Annotated in this window: 17 protein-coding genes and 1 riboswitch; of the genes, 4 read left to right on the top strand and 13 right to left on the bottom strand. The window is 73.1% G+C overall.

Features of this window, described 5'->3' with window-relative positions; all coding sequences use genetic code 11:
- Positions 1-65 precede the first annotated feature (65 nt).
- Together PV342_RS06460 and PV342_RS06455 are read left to right on the top strand one after the other, a co-directional pair.
- A complete protein-coding gene (locus PV342_RS06460) occupies positions 66-686 on the top strand; it encodes a uridine kinase family protein (protein WP_400800420.1) in 621 nt (206 codons plus the stop codon).
- A gap of 394 nt (positions 687-1080) precedes the next feature.
- Positions 1081-2985, top strand: coding sequence for an AAA family ATPase (locus PV342_RS06455; protein ID WP_386990452.1), 1905 nt, complete (start codon positions 1081-1083; stop codon positions 2983-2985).
- 58 nt (positions 2986-3043) lie between these two features.
- Here PV342_RS06455 and PV342_RS06450 read toward each other — a convergent pair whose 3' ends face one another.
- From PV342_RS06450 to PV342_RS06400, 11 genes are all read right to left on the bottom strand, one after another.
- The gene (locus tag PV342_RS06450; RefSeq protein ID WP_329188976.1) at positions 3044-4156 is read right to left on the bottom strand and encodes a hemolysin family protein; all 1113 of its coding nucleotides are present in this window, start codon (positions 4154-4156) and stop codon (positions 3044-3046) included.
- Positions 4153-5493 (bottom strand): hemolysin family protein, encoded by a 1341-nt coding sequence (locus PV342_RS06445; protein WP_400800426.1) that lies wholly within the window; start codon positions 5491-5493, stop codon positions 4153-4155. The genes PV342_RS06450 and PV342_RS06445 overlap by 4 nt, the downstream gene beginning before the upstream one ends.
- Positions 5494-5623: 130 nt before the next feature.
- On the bottom strand, positions 5624-6121 hold the full coding sequence (locus PV342_RS06440; protein WP_386990719.1) for a PH domain-containing protein: 498 nt from the start codon (positions 6119-6121) through the stop codon (positions 5624-5626).
- A complete protein-coding gene (hisG, locus tag PV342_RS06435) occupies positions 6118-6978 on the bottom strand; it encodes an ATP phosphoribosyltransferase (RefSeq protein ID WP_500316109.1) in 861 nt (286 codons plus the stop codon). The genes PV342_RS06440 and hisG overlap by 4 nt, the downstream gene beginning before the upstream one ends.
- A gap of 84 nt (positions 6979-7062) precedes the next feature.
- Positions 7063-7335: a phosphoribosyl-ATP diphosphatase gene (locus PV342_RS06430; protein ID WP_018564145.1), complete on the bottom strand. Its 273-nt coding sequence runs from the start codon at positions 7333-7335 to the stop codon at positions 7063-7065.
- Between the two features lie 34 nt (positions 7336-7369).
- Complete coding sequence (gene ribH / locus PV342_RS06425) at positions 7370-7855, bottom strand: 6,7-dimethyl-8-ribityllumazine synthase (protein WP_018564146.1); 486 nt, start codon at positions 7853-7855, stop codon at positions 7370-7372.
- Positions 7856-7946: 91 nt separating this feature from the next.
- Complete coding sequence (locus tag PV342_RS06420) at positions 7947-9236, bottom strand: bifunctional 3,4-dihydroxy-2-butanone-4-phosphate synthase/GTP cyclohydrolase II (RefSeq protein WP_400800431.1); 1290 nt, start codon at positions 9234-9236, stop codon at positions 7947-7949.
- Complete coding sequence (locus PV342_RS06415; protein WP_500316107.1) at positions 9233-9886, bottom strand: nicotinamide mononucleotide transporter family protein; 654 nt, start codon at positions 9884-9886, stop codon at positions 9233-9235. Before PV342_RS06415 ends, PV342_RS06420 begins: the two co-directional genes overlap by 4 nt.
- On the bottom strand, positions 9883-10503 hold the full coding sequence (locus PV342_RS06410; RefSeq protein WP_089227811.1) for a riboflavin synthase: 621 nt from the start codon (positions 10501-10503) through the stop codon (positions 9883-9885). The genes PV342_RS06415 and PV342_RS06410 overlap by 4 nt, the downstream gene beginning before the upstream one ends.
- Before the next feature lies 1 nt (position 10504).
- A complete protein-coding gene (ribD, locus tag PV342_RS06405) occupies positions 10505-11596 on the bottom strand; it encodes a bifunctional diaminohydroxyphosphoribosylaminopyrimidine deaminase/5-amino-6-(5-phosphoribosylamino)uracil reductase RibD (RefSeq protein ID WP_026251915.1) in 1092 nt (363 codons plus the stop codon).
- 170 nt (positions 11597-11766) lie between these two features.
- Positions 11767-11897, bottom strand: a riboswitch (FMN riboswitch).
- Between the two features lie 270 nt (positions 11898-12167).
- On the bottom strand, positions 12168-13373 hold the full coding sequence (locus PV342_RS06400) for an ROK family transcriptional regulator (RefSeq protein ID WP_500316104.1): 1206 nt from the start codon (positions 13371-13373) through the stop codon (positions 12168-12170).
- Between the two features lie 153 nt (positions 13374-13526).
- Here PV342_RS06400 and PV342_RS06395 point away from each other — a divergent pair, with 153 nt between their 5' ends.
- Together PV342_RS06395 and PV342_RS06390 are read left to right on the top strand one after the other, a co-directional pair.
- Positions 13527-14744: an MFS transporter gene (locus PV342_RS06395; RefSeq protein ID WP_400800441.1), complete on the top strand. Its 1218-nt coding sequence runs from the start codon at positions 13527-13529 to the stop codon at positions 14742-14744.
- 15 nt (positions 14745-14759) lie between these two features.
- Positions 14760-15299 carry a GNAT family N-acetyltransferase gene (locus PV342_RS06390; protein WP_500316194.1) on the top strand — a complete coding sequence of 180 codons (540 nt, stop codon included), beginning with the start codon at positions 14760-14762 and terminating at the stop codon, positions 15297-15299.
- Between the two features lie 221 nt (positions 15300-15520).
- Here the strand turns inward: PV342_RS06390 and PV342_RS06385 are convergent, their stop codons facing one another.
- Complete coding sequence (locus PV342_RS06385) at positions 15521-16252, bottom strand: MBL fold metallo-hydrolase (protein WP_500316102.1); 732 nt, start codon at positions 16250-16252, stop codon at positions 15521-15523.
- A gap of 588 nt (positions 16253-16840) precedes the next feature.
- Positions 16841-17695, bottom strand: a complete 855-nt coding sequence (locus PV342_RS06380) for a helix-turn-helix transcriptional regulator (RefSeq protein WP_400800795.1) — start codon at positions 17693-17695, stop codon at positions 16841-16843.
- Between the last annotated feature and the right edge of the window lie 212 nt (positions 17696-17907).

Below are 17907 nucleotides of genomic sequence, written 5' to 3'. Positions count from 1 at the left end.
TACCGTAGACGCCCCTGGCACCCTCCGCAGTCGCTTGCGTCGGCGCAGGTCGTAGGCTGGCCCCGATGGACCACCACGCCACTCCCGGGGCGCTTCGGGCGCTCGCCGCCCGGCTGCGCGCCCTTGCGCCGTCGTGCGGGCCCGTGCGGCTCGTCGCCGTGGACGGCCACGCCGGATCCGGCAAGACGACCTTCGCCGCCGCGCTGGCGTCCGCGCTGGACGGCGCTCCCGTCGTCCACCTCGACGATCTGGCCACGCACGAGGAGCTGTTCGAGTGGACCGGGCGGCTGCGCGAGCAGGTGCTGGAGCCGCTGCGCCGCGGTGACACCGCCCGGCCCGCGAAGTACGACTGGGTGGCGCGGCGGTTCGCCATGACGCTGGAGGTGCCGCCGGCCCCCGTGGTCCTGCTGGAGGGCGTGGGGGCCGGCCGCCGCGAGGTGCGCCCCTGGCTGGCCGGCCTGCTCTGGCTGGAGGTGACGCGGGAGACGGCACGCGAGCGCGGCGAGCGGCGGGACGGCCCCGCGCTTGCCGGGTTCTGGGCCGGCTGGATGCGCGCCCAGGACGCGCACTTCGCCGCCGACCCCTCCAGGCCGTTCGCGGATCTGCTGGTCCACCAGCGTCCGGAGGGCTACGAACTACGGGAACAGCCCGCGGGCACGCCGCTCGCGGACACCCTCCGTCACTGACCGTGACGGCCCGCAGCCGGTGCGCTGGGGCCGCCGGGAGGCCGACGCAGCGGTGCCTCAAGGCCGCTTGACCCGGGAGCCGTACAGGACTTACGTTCTGAATGCGCGGTCATCGTCGACCGCGCCCCAGACGCGAAGCCCCCGGTTGTTCCCCCGTGACCGGGGGCTTCGTTCTGCCCTCCGCCGGTGATCCGGCCCCGTACGGCAGCCATGTGCTCACCCAACGTCACCGCCCGCGTCGCTCTACGGCCCGCAGGGCCTGCGCGGGTACCATGCCAACGGGTGCGCCGCCCCGGGAAGGTGGCGTCCACCTGGCACCAACTACCGCTTCGCGTAACCTGGTTGGAGCGGCGTTAGGCGGGCGGCACCGGGGGGAACGGCTGGTGGGGACCTGATGGACTTCGGCACAGAGCATTCGGGCGCCCCCGCCGATCTCGCCTGGGTACGGGCCGTCGAGGCCTACACCATGGGCGCCTACACCCAGGCCGAGGAGGAGTTCCGCGCCGCGGTCCGCCTCGACCCCGGCATGGCGGACGCCTGGCTCGGGCTGCACGCGCTGCGCGCGGACACCTCCACCGCGCTGCTGCAGATGTACCGGCACCGCGACCGCTTCGGCGAGCAGCGCAGCGCGTACCGCCGGTCGATGAACTCCTGGTACTGGCTGGGCTGGTGGGTGCAGCCGGTGCTGGAGACCCGCCGCGACCTGCTGCTCGCGCACGCCTCCCACTGGCTCGACGGCCGCCACATCGCGGAGCTGGACCGGGCCCTGGCCGAGTGCCCGCCGATCGACACCGATCCGCACGTCCGCTTCCTGCACGCCTGCCGGGCCTATCTGGTCAAGGACTGGGACCAGTTGGTGCGCCACACCGAACCGCTCCTCGGCGACCAGGTGCTGGGCATCGAGGCCGGCCTGTTCGGGGGGATGGCCAGGGTCCGGCTGGAGCTCTACGGGCAGGCCGAACCGCTGCTGACGACGGCGCTGATGCGCTGCCGCAGCGAGCAGCCGCAGCGCAAGGAACTCCGCTACTGGCTGGCCCGCGCGTACGAGGGCACCGGCCGCACCGCCGCCGCGCTCCCCCTGTACCAGGCGGTGCAGCGCGTCGACCCGGCGTTCATGGACACCGCCGCGCGGCTCGCCGCGATCGACGAGTCCGACGGCCTCACCGACGGTACGGCCGACCTGGCCCCGGTCACCCTGCAGGGCTACGGCCAGACCGGGCCCGAGGCTCTGCCGCCCGAGCCCGATCCGCTCGACGCCCGGGCCGGGGCCGCGGCCATGCCGGGCGGCCTGGGATCGGGCTCGGTCCTGGACGATCCGCTGGGCGCGGTCGGCCCGATCGACGACGACATCCGGGAGAAGGCGATCCTGCCGGTCTCCCCCGTCGTGCCGCAGGTCCCCGTCACGGCCCCGGACCCGGTGCTGCTCTCCCAGGCGCTGGCCGAACTCGACCGGATGGTGGGCCTGGATCCCGTCAAGCGCCAAGTGCGGGCGCTGTCAGCCCAGTTGCGGATGGCGCGGCTGCGGTCGGGGCAGGGTCTGCCGGTGCAGCCGCCCAAGCGGCACTTCGTCTTCTCCGGGCCCTCCGGCACCGGCAAGACCACCGTGGCACGCATCCTCGGCCGGGTCTTCTACGCTCTCGGCCTGCTGGGCGGCGACCATCTGGTCGAGGCGCAGCGCGCCGACCTCGTGGGCGAGTTCCTGGGGCAGACGGCCGTCAAGGCCAACGAGCTGATCGACTCCGCGCTCGGCGGGGTGCTCTTCGTCGACGAGGCGTACGCGCTGTCCAACTCCGGGTACAGCAAGGGCGACGCCTACGGCGACGAGGCGCTGCAGGTCCTGCTCAAGCGCGCGGAGGACAACCGCGACCGACTGGTCGTCATCCTCGCCGGGTACCCCGAGGGCATGGACCGCCTGCTGGCGGCCAACCCCGGCCTCGGCTCGCGCTTCACCACCCGGGTCGACTTCCCCAGCTACCGTCCGCACGAGCTGACCAGCATCGGCGAGGTCCTCGCCGCCGACAACGGCGACCGCTGGGACGACGAGGCCCTGGAGGAACTGCTCGCCATCAGCGGCCATGTCGTCGATCAGGGCTGGATCGACGAGCTGGGCAACGGCCGCTTCCTGCGGACCCTGTACGAGAAGAGCTGCGCGTACCGCGACCTGCGGCTGTCCGGCTACACGGGACAGCTGTCCCGGGACGACCTGTCCACGCTGCGCCTGCCCGACCTCATGCAGGCCTACGGTGAGGTGCTCTCGGGCCGCGGCCCCGGGCTGCCGCCGCCCGAGCCCATGGAGTGAACGACGCGGGAGGGGCCCGGGCGCGTGCGCCCGGGCCCCTCCCGCGTGGGTTCCCCCGTCAGCCCGCCATCACGCGCGGGGGCCGGGCGACCTCGCCGGGCTCCTCGGCGGCCGGGGCGGCGCCGCTCTCCGCGGGCTCCGGGGCCTCCCGGTGCGCCGGGTCGCGGACCTCGCCGACCAGCATCTCCAGCACGTCCTCCAGCGCGACCAGCCCCAGCACGCGACCGCCGGAGTCCGCGACCGCCGCCAGGTGCGACGCGGCCCGCCGCATCTGGGTGAGCGCGTCGTCCAGCGGCAGCTCCGCGCGGAGGGTGGCCATCGGCCGCCACAGCCGCGCCGGGACGGGCCGGCCGGTGTCCTCCAGGTCGAGGACGTCCTTCACGTGGAGGTAGCCGAGGTAGGCGCCCTCCGGTCCGGCCACCGGGAAGCGCGAGTAGCCGGTGCGCACGGTCAGCTCCTCGACCTCGGCGGGGGTGACGGAGGCGTCGACCGTCACCAGCTCCTCCGGCGGCAGCAGGACGTCCGTGACCGGGCGGGTGCCCAGCTCCAGCGCGTCCTCCAGGCGCTCCTGGGCGTCGTCGTCGAGGAGTCCGGCCTGCCGGGCGTCCTCGACGAGCACCGTCAGCTCCTCGCTGGTGAAGACCGCGTCGATCTCGTCCTTGGGTTCCACCCGGAACAGCCGCAGCACGATCTTGGCGCACCAGCCGAGCACCGCGATGACCGGCCGGAACAGACGCGCGAAGCCGACCAGGCCGGGGCTGAGCCACAGCGCGGTCTTCTCGGGCGCGGCCATCGCCAGGTTCTTGGGGACCATCTCGCCGATGACGAGGTGCAGGAAGACCACGATGGCGAGAGCGATGACGTAGCCGAGCGGATGGATCAGCCCCTCGGGCAGGTGGATCGCCTCGAAGACCGGCTCCAGGAGGTGGGCGACGGTCGGCTCGGCGACCGCGCCCAGCGTCAGGGAGCAGACCGTGATGCCGAACTGCGCCGCCGCCATCATCTGCGGCAGGTTCTCCAGCCCCTGCAGGACCGTACGGGCCCGCCGCTGCGTGCCGGCGAGCGGCTCGATCTGGCTGCGCCGTACGGAGACCAGGGCGAACTCGGCGCCGACGAAGAAGCCGTTGCCGAGCACCAGCACGGCGGCGAAGAACAGTTGCAGGAAGCTCATCGCTCGCCCTCCTGCCCGTCCTCGGGCTCCTCGAACCCGACGCGTACCAGGCGAACCCTTTCCGCGCGGTGGTGCGTGACCTCGCGCACCCGCAGCTCCCAGCCGGGCAGCACCGCGGTGTCCCCCGGCTCGGGGATGCGTTCGAGGAGGTCGGCGACGAGGCCGGCCACCGTCTCGTACGGGCCCTCGGGGGCCTCGAGCCCTATGCGTTCCAGCAGGTCGATCCGGCAGCCGCCGTCGGCGTCCCAGACGGGGTTGCCGTTCTCCGCGGGGGCGGTCGCCAGCTCCGGCAGGTCGGCGCTGTCGTGCTCGTCGCGCACCTCGCCGACGAGCTCCTCGACGATGTCCTCCAGGGTGACGACGCCCGCGGTGCCGCCGTACTCGTCGACGACGACGGCGATCGGCTGCTCGCGGCGCAGCCGCTCGAGGAGCGGCTGCACCGGCAGCGTCTCGGGGACGAGCAGCGGGGCGACCGTGACCCGGCCGACCGGTGTGCGGTCGCGCAGGTGGGCCGGGACGGCGAGGGCGTCCTTCAGGCTCGCCATGCCGACGATGTCGTCCAGCCGCTCCCGGTAGACGGGGAAGCGGGACAGCCCGGTGGCCCGGGTCAGGTTGAGGACGTCCGCGGCAGTGGCGGTGTCCTGCAGGGCGCTGACGCGGACCCGCGGGGTCATCACGTTCTCCGCCGTGAGGTCGCCGAGGGAGATGGTGCGGACGAAGAGGTCCGCGGTGTCCTGCTCGAGGGCCCCGGCACGGGCGGAGTGGCGGGCCAGCGAGACCAGCTCGGTGGGGGTGCGCGCGGAGGCCAGCTCCTCGGCGGGCTCCACGCCCAGCGCCCGCACCAGGCGGTTCGCGGCGGCGTTGAGGGCCTCGATCACCGGGCGGAACAGGGCGGAGAAAACCCGCTGCGGCCCGGCCACAAAACGGGCCACCTCCAGCGGACGGGACACCGCCCAGTTCTTCGGGACGAGCTCGCCGATGACCATCTGGACGGCCGAGGCGAGGATCATGCCGATCACCACGGCCACGGCGGGCGCGGCGCCCCCGGGTACGCCCACCGAGGTGAGCGGTCCGGAGAACAGGTCGGCGAGGGCCGGCTCGGCCAGCATGCCGACCACCAGCGAGGTGATCGTGATGCCGAGCTGGGTGCCGGACAGCTGGAAGGACAGCTTGCGCAGCGCCTCCACGACGCTGCGGGCCCTGCGGTCACCCTCGGCGGCGGCACGTTCCGCGGCCGGCCGCTCGACGGTCACCAGGCCGAATTCGGCGGCGACGAAGAAGCCGTTCGCGAGGATCAGGAGGAAGGCTGCCGCGAGCAGCAGCAACGAGGCGCTCATGCCGCCGCTCCCGTATGTCGAGGGGGAGAGGCGGCGCGGGTACTACCGGACGATCCGTCCATCGTGGATTGGGTGTCACTCCTCGGGTCGTTGCGAAGGTTCCAGAGTAATGAAGAAGCGGGCCGTGGCGTCAGGTCTGGTGCGCCGTCGGCTTGCCGGTACCGTACGCCTCCGCGAGGGCCCGCAGGGCGCGCGCGTCGCGCAACGCGCGGGCGCGTCCGATCCCGGGCTGGATCCCCATGGCGGCCAGGCTGGTGCCGTCCGCCAGATCGAGGTACACCCACGGGTCACCGGTGCGCAGGTTCACCCGGAGGACCTGCGCCCATTCCAGGCGGCGGCGGGTCGTCAGGTTGACGACGGTCACACCGTCGCGGTCGGCGGCCACCCTGGGGCGGCTGAGCAGTGCGAGCACCCCGGCGACCAGCAGACCGGTGAGGAGGAGATAGATCCGGTCCGAGGTGTGCCAGGGGCGTGCGCCGTCCGAGGGAAGCAGGACGGCGATCGCGCCGAAGGCCGCGAGCAGCCCGGCACCCAGGCCCAGCAGCACCGCGCGGGTGCGGGTGGGCCGGAAGGTGACGGGCAGCCCGGGGAGTTCCGCGGGCACGGTGGGCGGGGTGGGCGGGGTCACAGGCGGCACGCGTGGATCCCGGTGGTGAGGATGGCCCGTGCGCCGAGCTCGTACAGCTCGTCCATGATCCGCTGGGCCTCGCGGCTCGGGACCATGGCGCGGACGGCGACCCAGCCCTCGTGGTGCAGCGGGGAGACGGTCGGCGACTCGAGGCCCGGCGTGAGGGCGATGGCCCGCTCGACGTGCTCGACACGGATGTCGTAGTCCATCATCACGTAGCACCGGGCCACCAGGACGCCCTGGAGGCGGCGCAGGAACTGCTGCACCTTCGGCTCGGCCGCCGCGTCCTCGCCGCCGGCGCCGGCCCGGCGGATGACCACGGCCTCGGAGTCGAGGATCGGCTTCCCGATGACCTCCAGGCCGGCGTTGCGCAGCGAGGTGCCCGTCTCGACGACGTCGGCGATGACGTCCGCCACACCGAGGTGGATGGAGGTCTCGACGGCGCCGTCGAGGCGGACCACGGAGGCGTCCACCGCGTTGTCGGCGAGGTGCCTCCTGACGATCTCCGGATAGGAGGTGGCGACCGTCTTGCCGCCGAACTCCTTCACGTCCGTCACGCCGCCGGGGGTGGTGGCGTAGCGGAAGGTGGAGCGGGCGAAACCGAGCTGCAGGATCTCCTCGGCGTTGGCACCGGAGTCCAGCAGCAGGTCGCGGCCGGTGATGCCGATGTCGAGGCGGCCCGAGCCGACGTAGATGGCGATGTCGCGCGGGCGCAGGTAGAAGAACTCGACGTCGTTCTCGCCGTCGACGAGGACGAGTTCCTTGGAGTCCTTGCGCTGGCGGTAGCCGGCCTCATGCAGCATCGCCGACGCAGGTCCGGACAGTGAACCCTTGTTGGGGACGGCGATGCGCAGCATGGAGACGTTCCTTCGTATCTCGGATGTGGGTGGGAGGGGGGCGTGGGGCGGCGCGCGGGGTGGGGCCGGCCGGTGATGATCCGCTCAGAGATGAGCGTATACGTCGTCGAGGGCGATGCCCCGGGCGACCATCATCACCTGCAGGTGGTACAGCAACTGGGAGATCTCCTCCGCGGTGCGGTCGGCGCCTTCGTACTCGGCTGCCATCCACACCTCGGCGGCCTCCTCGACCACCTTCTTGCCGATCGCGTGCACTCCCTTGCCCACCAGTTCGGCGGTCCGGGAGGTGCTGGGGTCGCCGGTGGCGGCCTTGCGCTGGAGCTCGGCGAAGAGCTCCTCGAATGTCTTGTTGGCCATGGTGGTCCCCACCCTACGCGGAAGCGCCCCTACCTCACCGCCACGGCTCGGATACTGAACGCAGGACGGTCGCGGTGGCGATCGCGGCGGTGACCGCCTCGTGCCCCTTGTCCTCGTTCGAGCCGGGCAGTCCGGCGCGGTCCAGGGCCTGTTCCTCGGTGTCGCAGGTGAGCACGCCGAAGCCGATCGGCACGCCGGTGTCGACCGAGACCTGGGTCAGGCCCTGGGTCACGCCCTGGCAGACGTACTCGAAGTGCGGTGTGCCGCCGCGGATGACGACGCCGAGGGCGACGACGGCGTCGTAGCCCCGGCTCGCCAGCACCTTGGCGGCGACCGGCAGTTCGAAGCTGCCCGGCACGCGCAGCAGGGTCGGCTCGTCGATGCCCAGGTCGCTCAGGGCGCGCAGGGCGCCGTCGACCAGGCCGTCCATCACCTGCACGTGCCACTGCGCCGCGATCACGGCCACGCGCAGGTCACCACAGTTCTTCACGGTCAGCTCGGGGGCGCCCTTACCGCTCACGTCCGTCTTCTCCTTGCTCGTTCTTGCTCGTTCTTGTTCTGATGGTGCTGGTCGTGCTGGTCGTACGGGTTCTCGTGGTGCCGCCCGCGGGCTACTGGTTGCCGCAGGCGCCGGTGGGGGCCGGGTCCAGCCAGGGCAGGTCGTGGCCCATGCGGTCCCGCTTGGTGCGCAGGTACCGCAGGTTGTGCTCGCCGGCCGCGATCGGCATGGCGACGCGCTCGACGACCTTCAGGCCGTGCCGTTCGAGGGCGTCGGTCTTCTCGGGATTGTTGGTCATCAGGCGCAGGGAGCGCACGCCGAGGTCGTCGAGCATCTGGGCGGCCGCCCCGTAGTCGCGGGCGTCGGCGGGCAGTCCGAGTTCGAGGTTGGCGTCGAGCGTGTCACGGCCGTGCTCCTGCAGTTCGTACGCGCGCAGCTTGGACATCAGGCCGATGCCCCGGCCCTCGTGGCCGCGGAGGTAGACCACGACGCCCCGGCCCTCGGCCGCCACCTTTTCGAGTGAGGCCTGGAGCTGCGGTCCGCAGTCGCAGCGCAGCGAGTGGAAGACGTCGCCGGTGAGGCACTCGGAGTGGACGCGGACGAGGACGTCCTCGCCGTCGCCGATCTCGCCGGCCGCGAGGGCGATGTGCTCGATGCCGTCGACGGTGCTGCGGTAGCCGTAGGCGCGGAAGTCCCCGAAGGCGGTGGGCAGCCGGGTCTCGGCCTCCCGGCGCACGGTCGGCTCCGAGGTGCGGCGGTAGGCGACCAGGTCCTCGATGGAGATGATGGCCAGGCCGTGCTTGCGGGCGAAGTGGACGAGCTCGGGGAGGCGGGCCATCGTCCCGTCCTCGTTGGCGATCTCCACGATGGCCGCGGCCGGGCGCAGCCCGGCGAGCCGGGCCAGGTCGACGCCCGCCTCGGTGTGCCCGTTGCGGGTCAGGACGCCGCCGGACTTGGCGCGCAGCGGGAAGACGTGGCCGGGCCGGACGAAGTCGCCGGCGGTGGAACCGCCGGAGGCCAGCAGCCGGATGGTGGTCGCCCGGTCGGCGGCGGAGATGCCGGTGGTGACCCCGTGGGCGCCGCTCGCGTCGACCGAGACGGTGAACGCGGTCTGCATGGACTCGGTGTTGGAGTCCACCATCTGCGGCAGGTCGAGCCGGTCCAGGTCGGGCTCCTCCATGGGCACGCAGATCAGACCACGGCACTCGGCCATCATGAAGGCGACGATCTCCGGGGTGGCCTTCTCCGCCGCGATGATGAGGTCGCCCTCGTTCTCGCGGTTCTCGTCGTCCACGACGACGACGGGCCGGCCGGCCGCTATGTCGGCGATCGCCCGCTCGACGGGGTCGAGGACGATCGGGGCGTCCTCCGCCACGTAGAGGGAGTGCAGTGCGGTGGTCATGCGGCCGCTCCTTCCAGGACGGGCCCGCCGTGCCGCGGGACCCGGGTCTGCTGCCACCAGGCGTACATGCCGGCGATCACGAGAACGAAGTAGATGACGTACACGAGCGCGGAGAACTTCAGGTCGCTGTTCCAGGCGAGGGGGACGCCGACCGCGTCGACGGCGAGCCAGGCGAACCAGAACTCGACCCATCCCCTGGCCATGGCCACCATCGCGGCGACGGTGCCCACGAAGATGTAGGCGTCCGGCCAGGGGTTCCAGGACAGCGACGGGTAGAGGGTGAAGAGGCCGACGACCGCGAACAGTCCGGCCGCCGTACCGGCGACCAGCACGCCCCGCTCGCGCCAGGTGGCGAAGCGGACCCGGATCTCGCCGCCGTCGCGGACGCCGCGCCGCCACTGGAACCAGCCCCACACCGCGACGCCGATCACCAGCAGCTGCTTGCCGACGCCGCCGGTGAGCTGCGCCGACCAGTACGCGGCGACGAGCATCACGCCGGAGAGCAGCTGGACCGGCCAGGCCCACACCGAGCGGCGCCAGCCGAGCGCGAGCCCGGCGAGGCCGAGGCCGTTGCCCACGACGTCGGTCCACTTGAAGTGCTCACCGAAGGCGGAGAAGGCGACACTGTTCAGGGTGTCGAGGGCGCTCATTCCGCCGGAGCCCCCTTCGGCGCGCCCGCCCGCTCCCCGTACAGCCGCTCGACGTACTTGGCGATCACGTCGACCTCCAGGTTCACCGGGTCGCCGGGCTGCTTGAAGCCGAGCGTGGTGAGGGCGAGGGTGGTCGGGATCAGGCTGACGGAGAAGAAGTCGGGGCCGGCCTCGACGACGGTGAGGCTGATGCCGTCGACGGTGATCGAGCCCTTCTCGACGACGTAGCGGGACAGCTCCGCCGGGAGCGAGACCTTCACGATCTCCCAGTGCTCGGCGGGGGTGCGGGAGATGACCGCGCCGGTGCCGTCCACGTGGCCCTGGACGAGGTGGCCGCCGAGGCGGCCGCCGAGCGCCATGGGCCGCTCCAGGTTGACCCGGCTGCCGGGCTGCAGCGCTCCGAGGCTGGAGCGCTTGAGGGTCTCGGCCATCACGTCGGCGGTGAACTCGCCGTCCGCGGTGTCGACGACGGTGAGGCACACCCCGTTGACCGCGATCGAGTCGCCGTGCTTGGCGCCCTCGGTGACGACCGGACCGCGCAGACGGAAGCGGGAGGCGTCGCCCAGGTCCTCGACGGCGACGAGGTCGCCCAGCTCTTCGACGATTCCGGTGAACACGTCAGTTCTCCTCAGTGCGGCTCGGGTAGGCAGTAATACGCAGGTCGGGGCCGATGCGTTCGATCTCGGCGACGTCGAGCCGCAACGCGTGCCCGACGGTGGTGATTCCCGCGTCCCCCAGGGCCGCGGGCCCGGCCCCCAGGAGGGCAGGTGCGAGGTAGCCGACGACCTTGTCGACGGCCCCCGCGGCGACGAAGGCGCCGGCCAGGGTCGGGCCGCCCTCCAGCAGCACGGAGCGGACGCCGCGGCCGTACAGCTCGGCGAGCAGCCCGGGGACCGCGACACCGCTGCCGGTGCGGGGCAGGCGGGCCACGTCCACGCCCGGCAGGTGCGCGGTGTCGGTGTCCTCGGCGACGGCGACCAGGGTCGGGGCGGTGCCGTCCAGCACCCGGGCGCCGGGGGTGATCTTGGCGTTGGTGTCGACGACCACCCGCAGGGGCTGCGTGAAGGTGCCCGCCACGCCACGCACGGCGAGATGGGGGTCGTCGGCGCGCAGGGTGCCGGAACCGACGACGACGGCGTCGGACTCGGCGCGCAGCCGGTGCACGTCGGCCCGGGACGCGGCGGAGCTGATCCAGCGGCTAGTGCCGTCGGCGGCGGCGATGCGGCCGTCGAGGGTGCTCGCGTACTTCCACACCACGAAGGGCCGCTGCTCGCGGGAGGCGGTGAGCCAGACCTCGTTGCCGCGGGCGGCCTCGGCCTCCAGCAGACCGCTCTCCACGTCGATCCCCGCGGCCGCCAGCGTGGCGCCGCCTCCGGTCGCCGCGGGGGTGGGGTCCGCGACGGCGTAGACGACGCGGGAGACGCCGGCCGCGATGAGGGCCTGGGCGCAGGGACCGGTGCGACCGGTGTGGTTGCAGGGCTCGAGAGTGACGACGGCGGTGCCGCCGCGGGCCGCGTCGCCGGCCGCGCGCAGGGCGTGGACCTCCGCGTGGGGGCCGCCGGCCTGCTGATGCCAGCCCTCGCCGGCGATCTCGCCGTGTGCGTCGAGGATCACGGCGCCCACGACGGGGTTGGGGCTCGTGGAGCCCATGCCGCGGGCGGCGAGCTCAATGGCCCGGCGCATCGCGTCGGCTTCACCGGGTGTTGCCACCGGGTCCTCCTGCCTCATCGGGCACGGACTCCGGGGCTGTGCGGAACACAGAGCGGACGTGAGCCTCGGGACCACCGCGGCCGGTGCGGGGCCGCGCCCGTCCGCGTCACCCGTTTCCGGGGGACACGCACCCGCGCTGCCGCCGACGGCGGTGTACCGATGCCCGTCCGCCGCGCACTGCCTCCCATCCGGACTTTAACCGTCGGTCCAGGAATTTCACCTGGTCAACCGGCCGCTGGATGCGGACGGGTCGCGGACTGTAACCGCCGGTTCGGATTTTCACCGACCCCGGAGTGCGCTGAACGTCACTGGTACTGCTCCACCAGTCTGCCATGAAGGTTCCTTGCGGGCGCAAGGGATTGGTGTGGATTGCCTCACACGGGAGCGGTCAGCCCCCTGTGGATCCCTCGGCATGTCGCACTCGATTGCGGCCAACACCGCCCGCACCGGCCGCCGTTGACGCCTTCGCGGACTCCGTGCGCGACGCGGCGTCATTCGGGCGGCCCGGAGCGCGTGTCGGCGCCCTCTAACGTCCGGCGACGAGAGGGCGGTTGCCCGCACGCGCCGCGGGTCACACCTCGGGGGTGAACAGGGCGTCCTGCGCGGCGTCCATCGCCAGGAGCACCGCGCCGCGCAGCACCGCGCTGCCCGCGACGGTTCCCGCCCGCACCTCGGTCGGCAGCGGGGACATCCGCCCGAGCCGTTCCCCGACCCTGGCAGCCAGCTCGGTGCCGCCCGCCCGGCCCACCTCGCCGCCCAGCACCACGCAACCGGGGTCGAGCACGGCGGTGACGGCCGCGACTCCGATCACCACCCGGTCCGCCAGCGCGTCGAGGAAGAGTTCACCCTGCTTGCCGCCCGCCCGGGCGGCGGTCACCACCCCCTCCGCCGCCGCGGCGTCGTCCTCGCCGGACACCGGCATCCCGTGCGAGCGCGCCAGCGCGCACACCGCCGCGCTGCCCGCCAGCGAGTGGAAACCGCCCTCGCACCCGCTCGCCTTCGGCAGTTGGAAGGTCCCCGGCACGGGCAGGAAGCCGATCTCGCCCGTGCCGCCCGAGGCCCCGCGCCGCAGGACCCCGCCCAGCACCACCGCGGCGCCCACCCCGTGGCCCAGCCACAGCAGGACGAAGTCCTCGCGGTCGCGCACCGAACCCAGCCGGCGCTCGGCGACGGCCGCGAGGTTGACCTCGTTCTCCAGCAGCACCGGCAGGGAGAGCCGTCTGCGCAACTCAGCGACCAGCGCCGAGTGCCAGGCCGGCAGCTGCCCGGTGGCCCGCAGTTCGCCGGTGGCCGGGTCGACCAGGCCGGGAGCGCCCACTGCGATCGTGTGCAGCGCGCCGGCGCCCGCGGTGCGTGCCGTCCGCTCCAGCAGGGCCACCGAGCGCCGCACCGTACGCTGAGGATCGCCGAACGGGTCGACCGGCAGGACGGCGCTGCCGACGGCGTTCCCGAGCAGGTCGGCCACCTCGATGGCCACGCTGTGGGTGCGGACGTCGAAGGCGGCCAGGTGCGCCCGGTCGGCGACGATCCCGTACACCCGCGCGTTGGGGCCGCGCCGGTCGGCTCCCGTCTCTCCCACGACCGCGATCAGGCCGGACTCCTGCAGCCGCTCCACGAGGTCGGCGACGCTCGGACGGGACAGCCCCGTGAGGAACTTGAGCTGGGCCGCCGTCAACGGTCCCTCGCGCTGCAGCAGTTCCAGTGCCAGCCGGTCGTTGATCGCCCGGGCCGTACGGGGTGACGCGGTGCGCCCGGCATGGGAGCTGATGGCGGTCATGGACGGATCCTTCCAGAAGCCGCCGCACGGGAGCGAGGGCGGGCGGTACCGGCCATGGCTCGTGGCCGGAGGCAGTCTATCTTTCAGGAAGCCTGCCTGATAATTTATGCCCAGAGCCGGGGCGGGACCAGACTGGGAGGGAACATGCCGACGATGCCGACGACCCCGATGGGGAAGACCGAGCCACGACTGCGGCGCGCCCATCTCGCAGTCGCCGCCGTGTTCGCCGTGCACGGCGCGGTGACCGGCAGCTTCGCCACCCGGGTGCCCTGGATCCAGGAGCACGCCGGGCTGAGCCCCGGACAGCTCGGTTTCGCCCTGGTCTTCGCGGCCCTCGGCGCCTCCGTCGCCATGCCGCTCGCCGCCCGCATCGCCCACCGGATGGGCATGCGCAACGCGTTGCGCCTCCTGCTGGGCCTGTGGTGCGCCTCGCTCGCGCTGCCCGCCCTCGCACCCGGGCTGGGCTGGCTGTGCGGGGCGATGTTCGTCTTCGGGGCCTCGGCCGGCATGGCCGACGTCGTCATGAACGCCCAGGGCGTCGAGGTGGAGGAACGCCTCGGCCGGTCGATCATGTCCGGGCTGCACGGCATGTGGAGCGCCGGCACGCTGCTCGGCTCCCTCTTCGGCGTGCTCGCGGCCCATGCCGAACTCGACGCGCGCATCCACCTCACCACCGGTGCCGTGCTGCTCGTCGTGCTGGGGCTGGTGGCCTGCGGCGGTGTGCTCGACCTGCGGCCCTCCGCGTCCGAGGAGGCCCCGGCGCGCTTCGCCCTGCCGCCGCGCGCCGCTCTGGTCATCGGCGCCATCGGCTTCTGCGCCGTCTTCGCCGAGGGTGCCTCCATGGACTGGAGCGCGGTCTACCTCCGCGACGTCGCCGGCGCCTCCCCCGGGGTCGCCGCGGCCTCCTACACCGCCTTCGCCTGCACCATGGCCGTGTCCCGCCTCGTCGGCGACATCGTCGTCCGCCGCTTCGGCCCCGTCCGCACCGTACGCGCCGGCGGTCTGCTCGCCACGGTGGGCGGCGTCCTCGTCGCCACGGCAGCCAACCAGATCACCGCCATCGCGGGCTTCGCCCTCATCGGTGTGGGCATCGCCGTCGTCGTCCCGCTGTGCTTCGCGGCGGCCGGGCGCAGCGGGCCCAACCCGAGCCAGGCCATCGCGGGCGTCGCCACGGTCACCTACACCTCCGGGCTGGTGGCACCCGCCGCCATCGGCTCCATCGCGCAGGCCAGCTCCCTGCAGATCTCCTTCGGCCTCGTCACCGTGCTGGCCGCGGGGCTCGCCGTGGGCGCGGGCGTGCTCCGCAGCGCGGGCACGGTCTCCGTGGAGCACGACCGCAAACCCGTGGCGGCCACGACCCCGCAGGCCTAGCGTGCGGCCATGCACATGCGGATCTTCCTGGAGACCGGGCGGCTGCGGCTGCGGCACTTCACCGACACGGACGCGGACGCCGAGCTGCTCGTCGCGCTCGACAGCGACCCCGAGGTCATGCGCTACCTCGGCAACGGCCGCCCCACGCCCTCGGACGTCATCCGGCACGAGGTGCTGCCGCGCTTCGCGCGCTCCCAGGTCTGGGCCGCGGAGGAACGCTCCACCGGGCACTTCGTCGGCTGGTTCGCCCTCACCCCCCGTGCCGGCGGCCCCGCCGACGACCTCGAGCTCGGGTACCGCCTGCGACGCGCCGTCTGGGGCCGCGGCTACGCCACGGAGGGCTCCCGCGCCCTGGTCCGCAAGGCGTTCACCGACCTGGGCGCGCGGCGTGTGTACGCGGAGACGATGTTCGTCAACACCCGGTCGCGGCGGGTGATGGAGAAGGCGGGGCTGTCGTTGGTGCGGGTCTTCCACGAGGAGTGGGACGAGGCGTTGCCGGGGGCGGAGCACGGGGAGGTCGAGTACGCCCTGACCCGCGACGAGTGGACGCCGTAGCGATTCCTGTGAGGCCGCCTGTTGGTGTGCGGGTTGTTGTGGTTGCGGTCGGGGTATCTCCCCGCCCGACCGGTGCCCCGGGGACGGTTCGTGCGGGGGCGCCCGGTTTCGCGGGTGGGCCGGAGCGGAGGCTGCGGTGGCGGGCCGCTTCGACGCCGTGCCCGATACGTAGCTCACGGCCAAGGCCGCTTGGTCCGCGACATCAGGCATATGGAATCCGCTCAGCGGATTGCCACGGACTCCCCGACCGGGATGCGCGCGTACTCGGTACCGCCCTTGAGGTCCAACCAGCCGTCGAAGTACTCCTGGCCGATCTCGTTGAGCGCGGCGTCGTGGATCGGGAACGCCCGCTTCGGGCGCACCGCCCGCACGAAGTCCAGCGCCTCGGAGAGCTTGAGCCAGGGTGCGGCAGCGGGCACGAACAGCGTCTCCACCGGCGACGGCGGGACGAACAGCGAGTCGCCCGGGTGGTAGACCGTGCCGTCGACGACGAAACCGACGTTGGCGCAGCCGGGCAGGCCGTCGTAGATCTCGGCGTGTGCCCCGCCCACGACGTCGACGGCGAACCCGGCCGCCGTGAACCGCTGCCCCGCTTCGACGGCGACCGCCGTGGCGCCCAGCTCGGGGACCGACTCGATCGCTGCCGGCGGCAGGTACACCCGGAATGCGGAGTTGCGCTGACTCGCCGCCACGAGCTTGGCGATGTCGAGGTGGTCGGGGTGCTCGTGCGTCACCAGCACTTCGTCGACCCCGTCGAGCGCTTCGGCCTCCGAGAACGTCCCCGGGTCGATCACCAGCACCCGGTCGTCCGCCTCCAGACGCACACAGGCGTGGCCATATTTGATCACATACATGCGCCCACTATGGCAGGGACAGCCGACGGCGCGGTCCAGTTCGACCAGGCTGTTCCACAGCGTGACAGCCGGCTCGAACGGCCCGTCTCCGTGGCGCATATATCGAGATCATCGTGCATAAGTGACCACGAGACGCACGCAGGTTGTCGGTTACCGAGACACGCCGGTCGGTCGGGATGTCCTCGGGATGTCCTGGTGAGCTCGGCGATCCAGGCGCCGCGGACCTCGTCGCCCGGTTCGACGGCCGGTGTCCGGGCCGAGGGGCCGCCTTGAGAGCCGCCTGGTGGATGGCGGATGGTGGTCGGTGACGGTCATGCCACCGAGTACGACATCCACCGTCCCGGCGGGGCGAGTCAGGCGACGATCTCGTGGGTGCCGCGGTCGGAATCGGTACGGATCAGGGGGGACCCCGCACCGCGGGATCCTGACCGACGGCCAGTGGGGGGTGAAGCAGTCCGGGGCGACCCTGGACGCCCTCCTGAACCCTCCCCCGGCCGTAGCGACGAAAGGGGGTTGTGGCGGGGTGCGCCCATGAGGGTCCCCCGGCCGGAGGCCGGGGGAGACAAGCGGCGGACCCGGGACGGAATGATCCGGCGAATCCGCGAGCGCTGTGGGGGTCCGCCCGGCCGAAGGCTGGCGGCGCGCCGGCGCGGCCCGGACCCGGACGAACAGAGCGCAGACCCGCGCTCAACTCCGCACCGCGAGATCCTGCAGGCCCACAACCCTCAGCAGCCGCAAGCGCTCGTAGGACTCACTCCCCAAACGCGCCGTGTACACGATCAACCGCTGGTGCTGCTCCGCACTGAGCAGCACCTCGCACTCCAGTTCCAGCGGCCCCACCACCGGGTGCAGGAACCGCTTGACGTCCGCGCGCCGCACGGCGACCTCGTGTTGGTCCCAGAGTGTCGCGAACTCCGCGCTCCTGCAGCGCAGTTCCCCCACCAGCGCCGCCGCCCGCGCATCCTCCGGGCGGGCCGCCAGCACCGCGCGCAGGTGGGCGACGTGCCGCCGGGCGTGCTCCGCGCGGTCCCCCGGAGGGAAGAGCCGGCGTGCCGCCGGGTCGAGGAAGAAGCGGCGGACGATGTTGCGCTCGCGCGGGGGCCAGGAGACCGCGTCGCCGACGAGCGCGGCAGCCATCGCGTTCTGCGCGAGCACGTCGCCCGCGTCGCTGACGACCTGGGCCGGGACGTCGTCGAGCCGGTCGAGGACCAGCAGCAGCCCGGGCCGGACGTGCCCCGTGCCGCCGGCGTCGCGGGCGTCGCGGGGCGGTTCCTCGCCGGCCAGGTGGAAGAGGTGGTCCCGTTCGTCCTCGGTCAGGCGCAGCGCCCGTGCGAGCGATCCGAGGATCTGCCGGGAGGGCCGGGGGCCGCGAGCCTGCTCGAGCCGGGTGTAGTAGTCCGCGGACATCCCGGCGAGCTGGGCGACCTCCTCGCGGCGCAGCCCGGGGGTGCGCCGTCGGCTGCCCACGGCCAGGCCCACGTCGGAGGGGGCGAGGCGGGCACGGCTGCGGCGCAGGAAGTCGGCGAGCTGCGCGCGGTTGATGTCCACGTTTCCAGCATCTCGCCGGTCCCGGACCTGATCCAGGGAGTGCCGATCCCCGGATGCGGGTGGCCCAGGGCCTGCTGCGGCTGCTGCGGGCACCGGTCGTCGGGGGCCGGGTCTGCAACATCGCCGACGACGCCCCGGTGTCGGCGGTGGAGCCGCACCGGCTGAACGGCGCGGAGGTCCCCCGGGGCATGGCGAGCGCGTCGTGG

The sequence above is a fragment of the Streptomyces sp. PA03-3a genome (genome assembly GCF_033792735.1).
In the GTDB taxonomy this organism is placed as follows: domain Bacteria; phylum Actinomycetota; class Actinomycetes; order Streptomycetales; family Streptomycetaceae; genus Actinacidiphila.
This window is presented reverse-complemented; position numbering and strand designations above follow the sequence as displayed.

Coding starts and splice junctions, on each gene's coding strand:
- PV342_RS06385 (WP_500316102.1), bottom strand. CDS start 16,252: ATGCGCCACGGAGACGGGCCGTTCGAGCCGGCTGTCACGCTGTGGAAC.
- PV342_RS06400 (WP_500316104.1), bottom strand. CDS start 13,373: ATGACCGCCATCAGCTCCCATGCCGGGCGCACCGCGTCACCCCGTACG.
- PV342_RS06445 (WP_400800426.1), bottom strand. CDS start 5,493: ATGAGCGCCTCGTTGCTGCTGCTCGCGGCAGCCTTCCTCCTGATCCTC.
- PV342_RS06460 (WP_400800420.1), top strand. CDS start 66: ATGGACCACCACGCCACTCCCGGGGCGCTTCGGGCGCTCGCCGCCCGG.
- PV342_RS06395 (WP_400800441.1), top strand. CDS start 13,527: ATGCCGACGACCCCGATGGGGAAGACCGAGCCACGACTGCGGCGCGCC.
- PV342_RS06390 (WP_500316194.1), top strand. CDS start 14,760: ATGCGGATCTTCCTGGAGACCGGGCGGCTGCGGCTGCGGCACTTCACC.
- PV342_RS06420 (WP_400800431.1), bottom strand. CDS start 9,236: ATGACCACCGCACTGCACTCCCTCTACGTGGCGGAGGACGCCCCGATC.
- PV342_RS06455 (WP_386990452.1), top strand. CDS start 1,081: ATGGACTTCGGCACAGAGCATTCGGGCGCCCCCGCCGATCTCGCCTGG.
- PV342_RS06450 (WP_329188976.1), bottom strand. CDS start 4,156: ATGAGCTTCCTGCAACTGTTCTTCGCCGCCGTGCTGGTGCTCGGCAAC.
- PV342_RS06430 (WP_018564145.1), bottom strand. CDS start 7,335: ATGGCCAACAAGACATTCGAGGAGCTCTTCGCCGAGCTCCAGCGCAAG.
- PV342_RS06415 (WP_500316107.1), bottom strand. CDS start 9,886: ATGAGCGCCCTCGACACCCTGAACAGTGTCGCCTTCTCCGCCTTCGGT.
- hisG (WP_500316109.1), bottom strand. CDS start 6,978: ATGCTGCGCATCGCCGTCCCCAACAAGGGTTCACTGTCCGGACCTGCG.